General features: G+C 62.6%; 14 protein-coding genes. 7 read left to right on the top strand and 7 right to left on the bottom strand.

Going from position 1 to position 11,453, the window contains the following annotated elements; genetic code table 11:
• Positions 1-46 precede the first annotated feature (46 nt).
• The 4 genes from IQ25_RS01945 to pdeM form a co-directional block, all read right to left on the bottom strand.
• A complete protein-coding gene (locus IQ25_RS01945; RefSeq protein ID WP_144901713.1) occupies positions 47-787 on the bottom strand; it encodes a L,D-transpeptidase in 741 nt (246 codons plus the stop codon).
• Between the two features lie 88 nt (positions 788-875).
• A complete protein-coding gene (locus IQ25_RS01940) occupies positions 876-1,184 on the bottom strand; it encodes a hypothetical protein (protein WP_144901711.1) in 309 nt (102 codons plus the stop codon).
• Positions 1,185-1,425: 241 nt separating this feature from the next.
• Positions 1,426-1,944 (bottom strand): translation initiation factor IF-3, encoded by a 519-nt coding sequence (gene infC, locus IQ25_RS01935; protein WP_144901709.1) that lies wholly within the window; start codon positions 1,942-1,944, stop codon positions 1,426-1,428.
• Positions 1,945-2,093: 149 nt separating this feature from the next.
• Entirely contained in the window at positions 2,094-2,768 is a 675-nt protein-coding gene (gene pdeM, locus IQ25_RS01930; RefSeq protein WP_144901707.1) for a ligase-associated DNA damage response endonuclease PdeM, read from the bottom strand.
• Between the two features lie 63 nt (positions 2,769-2,831).
• Here pdeM and hemF point away from each other — a divergent pair, with 63 nt between their 5' ends.
• The 3 genes from hemF to IQ25_RS01915 all read left to right on the top strand — a co-directional run bounded on the left by hemF (position 2,832) and on the right by IQ25_RS01915 (position 6,485).
• The gene (gene hemF, locus IQ25_RS01925; protein WP_144901705.1) at positions 2,832-3,695 is read left to right on the top strand and encodes an oxygen-dependent coproporphyrinogen oxidase; all 864 of its coding nucleotides are present in this window, start codon (positions 2,832-2,834) and stop codon (positions 3,693-3,695) included.
• A 4-nt stretch (positions 3,696-3,699) separates the two neighbouring features.
• Positions 3,700-4,320 (top strand): GNAT family N-acetyltransferase, encoded by a 621-nt coding sequence (locus IQ25_RS01920; RefSeq protein ID WP_258536946.1) that lies wholly within the window; start codon positions 3,700-3,702, stop codon positions 4,318-4,320.
• A 74-nt stretch (positions 4,321-4,394) separates the two neighbouring features.
• Positions 4,395-6,485, top strand: a complete 2,091-nt coding sequence (locus IQ25_RS01915) for a RelA/SpoT family protein (RefSeq protein WP_144901703.1) — start codon at positions 4,395-4,397, stop codon at positions 6,483-6,485.
• A 17-nt stretch (positions 6,486-6,502) separates the two neighbouring features.
• Here the strand turns inward: IQ25_RS01915 and IQ25_RS01910 are convergent, their stop codons facing one another.
• From IQ25_RS01910 to IQ25_RS01900, 3 genes are all read right to left on the bottom strand, one after another.
• Complete coding sequence (locus IQ25_RS01910) at positions 6,503-6,754, bottom strand: hypothetical protein (RefSeq protein WP_158637651.1); 252 nt, start codon at positions 6,752-6,754, stop codon at positions 6,503-6,505.
• A gap of 452 nt (positions 6,755-7,206) precedes the next feature.
• Positions 7,207-7,989, bottom strand: coding sequence for a transglutaminase-like domain-containing protein (locus tag IQ25_RS01905; RefSeq protein WP_246415398.1), 783 nt, complete (start codon positions 7,987-7,989; stop codon positions 7,207-7,209).
• Between the two features lie 51 nt (positions 7,990-8,040).
• Positions 8,041-8,448: a DoxX family protein gene (locus IQ25_RS01900; RefSeq protein WP_144901699.1), complete on the bottom strand. Its 408-nt coding sequence runs from the start codon at positions 8,446-8,448 to the stop codon at positions 8,041-8,043.
• A gap of 352 nt (positions 8,449-8,800) precedes the next feature.
• Between IQ25_RS01900 and rpsM the strand changes: the two genes are divergently transcribed.
• The 4 genes from rpsM to rplQ all read left to right on the top strand — a co-directional run bounded on the left by rpsM (position 8,801) and on the right by rplQ (position 11,335).
• Positions 8,801-9,169: a 30S ribosomal protein S13 gene (gene rpsM / locus IQ25_RS01895; RefSeq protein WP_144901697.1), complete on the top strand. Its 369-nt coding sequence runs from the start codon at positions 8,801-8,803 to the stop codon at positions 9,167-9,169.
• A 49-nt stretch (positions 9,170-9,218) separates the two neighbouring features.
• Positions 9,219-9,608: a 30S ribosomal protein S11 gene (gene rpsK / locus IQ25_RS01890; RefSeq protein WP_008065643.1), complete on the top strand. Its 390-nt coding sequence runs from the start codon at positions 9,219-9,221 to the stop codon at positions 9,606-9,608.
• 119 nt (positions 9,609-9,727) lie between these two features.
• Positions 9,728-10,789: a DNA-directed RNA polymerase subunit alpha gene (locus IQ25_RS01885; RefSeq protein ID WP_144901695.1), complete on the top strand. Its 1,062-nt coding sequence runs from the start codon at positions 9,728-9,730 to the stop codon at positions 10,787-10,789.
• A 120-nt stretch (positions 10,790-10,909) separates the two neighbouring features.
• On the top strand, positions 10,910-11,335 hold the full coding sequence (gene rplQ, locus IQ25_RS01880) for a 50S ribosomal protein L17 (RefSeq protein ID WP_144901693.1): 426 nt from the start codon (positions 10,910-10,912) through the stop codon (positions 11,333-11,335).
• The last annotated feature ends 118 nt before the right edge of the window (positions 11,336-11,453 follow it).

Here is an 11,453-nt window from a genome sequence, read left to right as displayed (position 1 = left end):
CCCCTTTTTCGTTTCGGCTTATCAACCCAGACCCTGAGCGCCTGGTTCAGCGTGCAGAGGGGACTTCGCTGGCCGCGGCCGAGTTGAATGGCCGGGCATGGAGCGGGGGGAAGGCGTCTTCGAGGGGTTTCACGTCGGGCAGGATATAGACGTAGCCGCCCTTCTTGCCGAACATTGGAGCGATTTTGCCGTTGTAGAGCGCCTTGGGCACGTTGATGCAGCCGAAGGTTATCCGGTTGTCGTCAATCGATGGCGAAAGCATTCGCTTGGCGCGGTTTTCCCTGGGGTTGCCCGTGGGGATCGTGTGCATGGCAACCGAGGTGGCGTAGTCGACCCAGAGGACCTTGTTGTGACCGGCAGCGAGGCCAAACTTCGCGAGGTAGCGGCCTGCAGGCGTGGTCTTTTCGGCAGGGCCAATCTCGGCTAGGCTCTTCGAGCCAACGCCGGGCGTGGCATCATCTCCGAGCGCGCGACCGATCAGGACCGGGCCGAAGCCGACCGGCTTTCCAGTAGCATCGAAAGCGTAGATTGCGGCTGCGGGCTTGTCGATCACGACATAGGGCAGGCCATTGTGGTCGCCGCTTTCCGCGACCCACGCCATCACGCGTTGTGAGGGGATGGAAAGCTCGGGGAACTCGACAGGCGGCACGGGAGCCCTGGCCTTGAGCGCCTTCTTTTTGGCGGGACTGGACTTTGCGGATTTCGGCGGGGCTGCATCAGCAGGCGATGTCGCAGGAGAGGGGAGAACCAGCGCGAGACCTGCCAGCGCCACCAGAGCCTTGATCATATTTCTTTCGCACTCAACTCAGGATGCCGGACAGGCGGATCGTGGCGGTGTAACCACGATCGACCTGTCCGGCGCTTGAACAGGCAGCTTAGTTGCGGGCGCGCTTCTGCGGCTGCTGCTGCATCTGGGTCATGCGCTGATCCATGCTGTCGACGCGTCCGGTCAGCTGGTCGAGGCGCTGGGTATTGGTCTGGGCCTGCGCATTGGCGGCCTGGGCTTCACTGCGCGCCGCCTGGGCAACGCCGTCGGTTGCCTGAAGGCGACCTTCGACACCATCAATGCGCTGATTGACCGTGGCAATCTGCTCGTTGACGTAACCCTTGGTGGCGCAACCGCCGAGGCCGAGCGAACCGGCGAGAATTGCGACGGCAGGAATGATCTTGAGAGACGGCGTCATGAAATGCTCCTTGATGGATCTGTTGGTTTTTTGGCGAACCGCAGCGGCAACGCGCCGTTTTGCAAAACGGACACGGGTGAATCGGTGGAGCGTTGCCTGCCTTGGCTGAGCCGATTTCTGCCAAAGGAACCTCGAAAACCCTTGCGTCAGGGCGTTTTCAGTCGGAGGTGAGCCGATTCCATGCGAAAAGGGCGCGCCTTGCGGCACGCCCCTTGCGTTGTTCAGTGATTGCCCTTGGCGCTTATTTCGGCGCGAGGACCATCAGCATCTGGCGGCCTTCCATGCGGGGGAAAGCTTCGACCTTTGCGATTTCGGCAACGTCGTCCTGCACCTTGCGCAGCAGGTTCATGCCCAGCTGCTGGTGCGAGAGTTCACGACCGCGAAAACGCAGGGTGATCTTGACCTTGTCGCCATCCTCGATGAACCGGGTCACGTTACGCATCTTGGTATCGTAATCGTGGTCATCGATGTTGGGACGCATCTTGATCTCCTTGATCTCCTGCGTCTTCTGGCTCTTGCGGGCAAGGTTCGCCTTCTTCTGCGCCTCGTAGCGGAACTTACCCACGTCTAGGAACTTGCAGACCGGCGGGTCAGCATTCGGGGAAACTTCGACGAGATCCAGGCCAACTTCGGCAGCCTGTTCGATCGCTTCGCGGGTGTACATTACACCCAGATTCTCGCCAGCCTCGTCGATCACGCGCACCTTGGGCACGTTGATCATCTGGTTGAAGCGAGGTCCGCTCTTGACGGGGGGCGCCATACTGCGCCGCGGTGGGGGAGCTATAGTGCTTTCTCCTGCAGTTTTACCGAATATACGTTCGCGCGCTCATATCACAATGTTCGCGCAATTAAAGGGGCGGTTTCGTTCCATGATCGACAGCCGAGGCGATTGTCTGCCCTGCGTTGCCTTCAGGCCGCCGCGCGCCAAAGCGGGAAGCGGGCAAGGCGATCTCCGGCAGGGACAATGGCTTCAATCGCCCGAGCGGGCTGGAGCGCTTTGAGAATGGCCGGGTCACCGGCGTCCATCCCACCGGTCAACGCGCCGAAAGCGGGGAGAATCAGCCGTTTCTCGCTCGCCACAGCGCAAGGGCGGGCAATCGAGCGCCCCCGGATCGAGACGCGAAGCTTGGGGTGAAAGTGGCCCGAGATCTCGGTTTCGGGGGCGCCTGGGCGGGCGATGTGGCGCAAGGTGAGGCCGTTCAGCGCCAGTTCTTCGACCACGGTTCCGCCCGGCGCATTTGCATCTTCATCGTGGTTTCCGGTGATCCAGACCCAGTCCGTGGCGCGGGTGAGGGCGGCAAGCATGCCTGATGCGTGGGGTTCCATCCGCTCAACCGCCTGGGCGTCGTGGAACGAGTCGCCGAGGCAGAAGACACGGCGCGCGCCGGTTTCGCGCAGGGCGTCCGCGAGGCGTTCGAGCGTGGCGCGGCTGTCATAAGGAGGGAGCATCTGGCCGTGGCGGGCGAAGAAGCTGGCCTTTTCGAGGTGGAGATCGGCCACCAGCAGCGCGTTCTCCTCTGCCCAGAACAGCGCGCGAGAGGCGCCGAGGCGGAATTCCTGAGAGGCGAACGAAAAGGGAACCATGGCTTTCCCTTGCCGGAAGGCGATTCCCTTGGCAAGTCGGGGATCAGAGTTTTGGGGGAATGCATGACTGACTGGACGACCCACACTGCCCGCGCCCGGACATGGTTCGAGAGCTTGCGCGACAGGATTTGCGCGGAGTTCGAGGCGATCGAGCGCGAGGCGGGGTCAGACGCGAGCTTCCAGTACACGCCGTGGAACCGCGAGCATGATGGCGAAGCCGTGGAGAACGGTGGTGGCGGCGTGCAGGGCCTGATGAAGGGCAAGGTGTTCGAGAAGGTCGGCGTCAACGTCTCGACCGTGCAGGGCGAGTTCTCGAAGGACTTCGCCGGATCGGTCAACGGGGCGAGCGCGGATTCGCCGGGCTTTACCGCGACGGGGATCAGCCTGGTGGCGCACATGCGCAATCCGCACGTGCCGGCCGTCCACATGAACACGCGCTTCCTGACGACGAGCAAGGCGTGGTTCGGCGGTGGCGGCGATCTCAATCCGCCGATCCCCTATGAGGAGGACACGGCCGAGTTCCATGCCGAGTACAAGGCGGCCTGTGACAGGCACGACCCGGAATACTACCCCAAATTCAAGAAGTGGGCCGACGACTATTTCTGGATTCCGCACCGCAAGGTCCATCGCGGCGTGGGGGGCATCTTCTACGACCATCTGGAATGCGCCGACGATGCCGCGTTCGAAGCGAACTTTGCCTTCACCCGCGATGTGGGCGATGCCTTCATCAACGTGTTCCCGCGCCTTGTGAGGAAGCGGATGGGGATGGAGTACAATTCCGCCGAGAAGCTGACCCAGCTGGAATATCGCGGCCGCTATGCCGAGTTCAATCTGGTGTGGGACCGGGGGACGCTGTTCGGGCTGAAGACCGGCGGGAACATCGACGCGATCCTGATGAGCCTGCCGCCAGAAGCCGTCTGGAGCTGACGTGATCGAAGCAGACGGCCCGCCACTGGGCCACGGCTATCACAACGTGCGTGCGGGCGATCTGGCCTGCGTGGTCACGGCGCTGGAGATGCTGGCACCGCCCGAGGGCTTGCGCCGTCTGGTGCCCGAGGGCGACGTGCCGGTGCAACTGGTGCGCTGGAAGGAGGCGGCGCCTGAGAAGTACCGCCTGCTCTACAAGCGCGTGGGCGGTCCGTGGCTGTGGTGGACGCGGCTGGGCAAGAGCGACGGGGAGATCGCCGCGATCATCCACGACCCGCGCGTGCAGCTTTTTGCGGTGACTGACCGGGCGCGGGTCGAGGTCGGCATGCTTGAGCTGGACTTCCGGGTGGAGGGGGAATGCGAGATCGTGTTCTTCGGCTTCATCAAGGGGGCGACCGGAAAGGGGCTGGGCAAGTGGCTGATGCGGCGCGCGTTGCAGTTGGCGTGGGTGCCGGGTGTCGAGCGGGTCTGGCTGCATACCTGCACCACGGATGATCCGCGCGCCTTGCCATTCTACCAAAGCCAGGGTTTTGCGCCTTTCGCGCGCTTTGTGGAGATACTGCCGGACCCGCGCGTGGGCGGACTTCTGCCACAGGATGTGGGAAGCGCTCCGATTATCCTCTGATCGAACAGGTCGATTGCATTTAAGAGGTATTCCCCCTTGCGGTATCGGTCCGCTTGCCGCCATTTAGGGGCCAGATGCTCCGCCAGTACGAACTTGTCGAACGTGTTCTCGCCTATGATCCCGATGCGGACGAGGCGATGCTCAACCGCGCCTATGTCTATACCGTGCAGAAGCACGGCACGCAGAAGCGGGCGAGCGGGGACCCCTACTTTTCGCACCCCGTAGAAGTGGCGGGCCTGATGACCGAGCTGAAGCTCGATCAGGACACGATCATCACCGCGCTGCTCCACGATACGGTGGAGGATACGCTCGCCACGGTCGAGGAGATCGAGCGGCTGTTCGGGCCCGACGTGGCGCGGCTGGTCGATGGGGTGACGAAGCTCTCGAAGATCGAGACGATGAGCGAGAGCGAGCGCGCGGCGGAGAACCTGCGCAAGTTCCTGCTGGCGATGAGCGAGGACTTGCGCGTCCTGCTGGTGAAGCTGGCCGACCGCATGCACAACATGCGCACGCTCCATTATATCAAGAGCGAGGACAAGCGCCGCCGCATCGCTCGCGAGACGATGGATATCTACGCGCCGCTGGCCGAGCGCGTGGGCATGTACGAATACATGCGCGAGATGCAGTTGCTGGCCTTCGAGCAGCTGGAGCCCGAGGCCTATGCCACGATCACCGGCAGGCTGGCCGCGATCCGCAGCGAGGAAGGCGCGCAAGTCGATGCCATCGCGCTGGAGATCAAGAAGGCGCTGGCGCAGGCCGGGATGCGGGTCGAGGTTTCGGGGCGCGAGAAGCATCCCTATTCGATCTGGCGCAAGATGGCCGAGCGGCACGTCTCGTTCGAGCAAATCACCGATATCATGGCCTTCCGCGTGCTGACCGACAGCGAGGATGATTGCTACAAGGCCTTGGGCATCTTGCACCGGGCGTGGCAGATGATTCCGGGGCGGTTCAAGGACTATGTCTCCACCCCGAAGATGAACGGCTACCGTTCGCTGCACACCGCGCTGATCTATTCCAACGCGATGCGCGTGGAAGTGCAGATCAAGACGCACGAGATGCACGAGCGCAACGAGTACGGCCTTGCCGCGCACTGGTCGTACAAGCAGGGCGGGGTGCAGCCCGATGCGCAGGTCGGGTGGTTGCGCGATCTGGTTGAAATCCTTGATTCCAGCCACGACGCCGAGGAACTGCTCGAGAATACCAAGATGGCGATCTACCAGGATCGCATCTTCGCCTTCACGCCGAAGGGTTCGTTGTTCCAGCTACCCAAGGGGGCGACGCCGATCGACTTTGCCTTTGCCGTGCACACCAATCTGGGCGCGCAGGCAGTGGGGGCCAAGATCAACGGACGGCACGTTCCGCTGCGCACCCCGCTCGGCAATGGCGACGTGGTGGAGATCATCAAGAGCCGCAATTCCGAGCCGCAGCTATCGTGGCTGGGCTTTGTCGTGACCGGCAAGGCGCGCGCCGCGATCCGCCGCTTCGTCCGCCAGAAGGAGCGCGCCGAAGTCGCCGCGATCGGGCGCAAGCTCTATGAGGAGATCGTCGAGCGACTGCCGACCAAGATCGGCAAGAAGGCGCTGAACGATGCGCTCAAGCGGCTGAAGCTGGCGGGCGAGGAGGACTTCATGTTCGCCATCGGCTCGGCCAAGCTGGACGACCGGCAGGTGATGGAAGCGCTCGTCCCCGGCAGCGCGGCCAACCTGCCGCAGGAGGACTGGCCCAGCCAGAAGCGCGCCATCGCGGTGCGCGGCCTCACGCCGGGCATGGCCTTCAAGCTTGCCGACTGCTGCCACCCGGTGCCCGGAGACCGCATCGTCGGCCTGCGCCGTCCGGCCAAGGGCGTGGAAGTCCACGCGATCGACTGCATGAAGCTGGCCGACGGCATCGACGCCGACTGGATCGACCTGTCATGGGACGCGCGCACTGACGGGGCGATCGGGCGGCTGCGGGCAGAGCTGTACAACCGCCCCGGCACGCTGGCGGAAATGGCGGGAATTTTCGCCAAGAACCACGCCAACGTGGTCAACCTCGAGATGACGCAGCGGGAGAACCCGTTCCATACGTACGAGGTCGACCTAGAGGTGCGCGATCTGGCGCATTTGACGCGGATTATCTCTGCGTTGCGGGCGAGTGAGGCGGTGGCGCAGGCGGAGCGGATTTAGTTGGGCCGCTTGGTCACCTAGGCACTGCGCGCGCTGGCGAAGGGGCGAATGATGCACTCTGCGGCGGAGATTAAGTGATCATGGCGTCTCCCATTAAGCCACAGCTTCCTTACCTGTTGTTCCACCCAAAATTCATAGCGAAACATCGCGGCCAGAAATGGCAGACTGAGATGTACCGTCAGGTCTACCAACTTGGCTGGTTCCGCGAATCCTGCTTTGCCATTGATGTAGATTGCCGCAGATTTCCGCTGCTTGACGTTGTCAGCCATGGGCGAGCATGGACGATCTGGAATATTCTCGCGGGTGGAGCCATTCTCAAGGTTGAATACGTCTTCGGCGAGCCGGTCCAACTGAGTTTTGACGAGGCACGAGATACATATGTCGAGTTTGTCTGCAAACACCGTTGGTGGACCGCAAGTCATGAGACGGAACGACAATTCCGAGAAAGGAATGCCCGGTATAGCGACTTTCGGGCTTTGATGGAGCCTCTCAGTTTGGCCGGGCGATGGCCCGTGTCTAAGAAAGTCACGGGAAAGAATTGAGGCGATTGATTAAAATTTCCCCATTTTCACGGGATTACGGTGAGACTTCTTTAGATCCCGAATTCCAAACTCGAGGTAACAAGAGAAGCCAAGCCCGGTGTGAAGCACGGGGCGATGAAGGTTTCTGGTTGGTGGGAGGATTGCTGCGTGCGACTTCATGGTGATCGCACACCGCCCCGCTAGTCCACCAAATTCACCTCAACCACCTGCGCATTCAACGTAGCCCCACCGAAGATCGTCAGGAAGGCGATGTCCGCTGCGTCGCGGCCTACGCCGATGATGGCGGTTGTCGCAGGGTCGGCCATGCCGGTGGCGTCGACGAGGTGCCAGGCTCCGGCGAGCCAGACCTGGGCAAGGGCGTGGAAGTCTTGCGGGGTGACGTCGGGGCTGTAGGCGCTGACCATTCTGGCCGGGATGCCCAAGGACCGGACGAGGGCGATCAGGAGGTGGGCGTAGTCGCGGCAGACGCCTTCGCGGGCGTGGAAGGTGTCGAGCGCGGTGGTGCCGCCGTGGCTGGCGCCGGGGACATAGGCGAGGTGGGTGGCGATCCAGTCACGCACGGCCTCCACCGCCGCGCCGCCGGTCAGGTGGCCGAACATGTCGACGGCGGCGGCGTGCATGGTGTCGACGGGGCAGTAGCGCGAGGGGAACAGGTATTCGAGGACCTCGCCGGGCAGGGCGCTGAGGCTGTCGGCGGCGAGGCTGCCTAGCGGCAGGGGCTGGCGGTTGATCTCTACCGTGGCGCGGTAGTCCACATCAAAATGCGTTTCGGGTTCGAGCCAGAGCCGCTCGCCCAGGCCGTCGTGGCCGGGGACCGTGTGGGCGATGCCGGGCGTGGTGGTGCAACTGGTTAACCCCACGCGCTGCCCGGCCATCTGCGCCACGCCGATCTGCATCAGCACGGGGGCAGGGCCGTTCATCGCATAGTCGAGCTTTACGGCAATGCCGATGGTATGGGGCAAGGGATGAGTCCGGTTCTGGAGGGTGCGTAGCCGCCACCAGCGCCGCGAGCCTCACGTAGTGGCGCGCGCGCGTCCTGCAAAGAGCCAGGCGAGAAATGCGGTGAGCAGGATCGACACGACGTTCTGTGGCAGCGACGCACCGTCCTGCGTGATCTGGTGGGTGGCGGTCGAGATCAGCTCAAGCGCGATGAAGGCGTAGCAGGCAAGCTGGCCGGTGCGGCTGAGGCGCGGGCGCAGCAGTGCGGCGAGCACGGCGACGGCGAGACCCATCTCGACCAGGCCGATGATCTTGCCGAGCCAATCCGGCAGGTGGACCGTCCAAGCGGTGTGCCTGAGCAGTTCTTCGCGCGAGGAGAACGTCTTGTGCCAGCCCACGAAGCCGTGGAACGCGGCGAGCAGCAAGGTCAGCGGCACGATCAGCGCCAGCCGAAGCAGCGCGGGCATGCGGATTGCGGACATGATGCATCTCCCCCTTATTTTTAGAACCAAAAGTCTAATATGTATCGGTGATGGCTGCAACTGCCGGGACGGACGGTTTTGACCTTTGCCCGCGATTGCGGTATGAAAGGTCCATAGCGGAGCAGGACCGCGCCATGACCGGCGTGCCGTCCGCCGTTTGTGTCTGCGAAACGGTTGACGTTGCAGACGAAACCGCCTAATCGCGCCTTTCACTCATTTCCGGGCAATGGCTGCACAATCAGGGTTAAACTCCTGAAACCGTGCGGAAATCCCGGTTTTCCCGAGTGAGTTTTAGCGATGAGATAGGCGGCGTGAGCGATTCGCGCGGCCTGTGGAGCAAACGGAGAAGCAAGTGGCTCGTATTGCCGGGGTCAATATCCCCACCAACAAGCGCGTGATCATCGCGCTTACCTACATCCATGGCATTGGCGCTCATAAGGCCAAGCAGATCGCCGACAAGCTGGGTATCGAACATACCCGCCGCGTTCAGGACCTGACCGACGCAGAAGTGCTCGGCATCCGTGAAACGATCGACGCCGATCACACCGTGGAAGGCGATCTTCGTCGCGAAGTGGCGATGAACATCAAGCGCCTGATGGACCTCGCGTGCTATCGTGGTCTGCGTCACCGCAAGGGCCTGCCGGTCCGCGGTCAGCGCACCCACACGAACGCTCGTACCCGCAAGGGCAAGGCCAAGCCGATCGCCGGCAAGAAGAAGTAAGATCTGAAAAGGTCCTTCTTCCGTCTAAAGTTTCTCGAGGATAGATACCATGGCACGCGAACCTCAGCGCATTAAGCGCCGCGAGCGCAAGAACATCACCAGTGGTGTTGCGCACGTAAACGCCAGCTTCAACAACACCATGATCACCATCACCGATGCTCAGGGCAACGCCATTTCGTGGTCGTCGGCCGGCATGATGGGCTTCAAGGGCAGCCGCAAGTCGACGCCGTACGCAGCACAGGTTGCTGCTGACGACGCCGGCAAGAAGGCTGCTGAACACGGCGTCCGTACCCTCGAAGTCGAGGTCAAGGGCCCCGGTTCGGGTCGTGAGAGCGCTCTGCGCGCCCTCCAGGCGGTCGGCTTCACCATCACGGCGATCCGTGACGTGACCCCGATCCCGCACAACGGCGTTCGTCCTTCGAAGCGTCGTCGCGTCTGATCCTGCCTATGGCGGATGGGGCGCAGGTACCGGCACCCCATTCGCCCAATATTTCGACCGGAGCCGGACATTCGCGTCCGGCAACCGGCAAAAGCCCGCACAAACCCCAGGGGAATTCCATGACTGTCAACATCAAGAACTGGCAGGAACTGAAGAAGCCCAACAATCTCGAGATCAAGTCGGGCAACGACTCCAAGCGCCGTGCGACCTTCGTCGCCGAACCGCTGGAGCGTGGCTTTGGTCTCACTCTCGGCAACGCGCTGCGCCGCGTGCTGCTGTCTTCGCTGCAGGGCGCAGCGGTTACCTCGATCAAGATCGAGAACGTGCTTCACGAGTTCTCGTCGCTTGCCGGCGTGCGTGAAGACGTCACCGACATCGTTCTGAACGTGAAGCAGATCGCCCTCAAGATGCAGGGCGAAGGCCCCAAGCGTCTGCAGCTCTCGGCCACCGGCCCGGGCGAAGTGAAGGCAGGCGACATCGCCGTCACCGGCGACATCGAGGTCATGAACAAGGACCTCGTGATCTGCAACCTCGACGAAGGTGCGACCTTCAACATGGAACTGACCGTCGACACCGGCAAGGGCTACGTCCCCGCCGTGTCGAACCGTCCTGTCGACGCGCCGATCGGGCTCATCCCGGTCGACTCGCTCTACTCGCCGGTGCGTCAGGTGTCCTACAAGGTCGACAATGCCCGCATCGGGCAGGAGCTTGACTACGACAAGCTCAACCTGACGGTCGAAACCGACGGTACGATCACCCCGGAAGACGCCGTGGCCTATGCCGCGCGCATCCTTCAGGACCAGCTCGCGCTGTTCGTCCACTTCGACGACCAGATGCCGGTCGGCCATGTCCCTTCGGTTGCAGGCGTTGCCGCCCATGCGCCGGAAGAAAGCGACGCGAACCAGCTCAACCGCTACCTTCTCAAGAAGGTGGACGAGCTGGAACTCTCGGTCCGTTCGGCCAACTGCCTCAAGAACGACAACATCATCTACATCGGCGACCTGGTCCAGAAGACCGAAGCCGAGATGCTGCGCACGCCGAACTTCGGCCGCAAGTCGCTCAACGAGATCAAGGAAGTCCTCTCGTCGATGGGCCTGCGCCTCGGCATGGACATCCCCGGCTGGCCGCCGGAAAACATCGAAGAGATGGCCAAGAAGCTCGAACAAGAGCTGCTTGGTTAAGGAAATTCGGGGCGTCCCTGTCGGGGCGCCCTGCTTTCAAGGGCGATTTGGCGGCAGCCCTGATAGCCGCCTGGATCGGGGTACCTCGTACGGCCCCCCTACGAACGGAAGGAAAATACCATGCGTCACAAGCTGGGCCAGCGTAAGCTCGGTCGTACCTCTGCCCACCGCATCGCAATGCTGCGCAACATGGCAGCATCGCTGATCAAGCACGAGCAGATCACCACGACGCTCCCCAAGGCGCGCGAACTGCGCCCCTACATCGAAAAGCTGATCACGCTGGGCAAGAAGGGCGGCCTTTCGAACCGTCGTCTCGCACATGCCCGTCTGCTCGACGATGCGCAGCTGCAGAAGCTGTTCACCGTTCTGGCCGAGCGTTATGCTGACCGCAACGGTGGCTACACCCGCATCATCAAGGCTGGCATCCGTTCATCGGACGCCGCGCCGATCGCCGTGATCGAACTGGTTGACCGCGACACCTCGGCCAAGGGTCAGGATTCGGGCCCGGTGATGACCGCGGACGAGGACGAATACGAAGCCGCGTAATTCGCGCTTCAGCTTCGGCTGACTGATTGACGGGCGGGGCTGCGGCTCCGCCCGTTTTTCGTTGTGACAGGGTTGCGCGAGGCGGAGAGGCGGCTAGTTTCCATTGTAACGAATGATT

Source organism: Novosphingobium taihuense, from assembly GCF_007830315.1.
Lineage (GTDB): Bacteria > Pseudomonadota > Alphaproteobacteria > Sphingomonadales > Sphingomonadaceae > Novosphingobium > Novosphingobium taihuense.
This window is presented reverse-complemented; position numbering and strand designations above follow the sequence as displayed.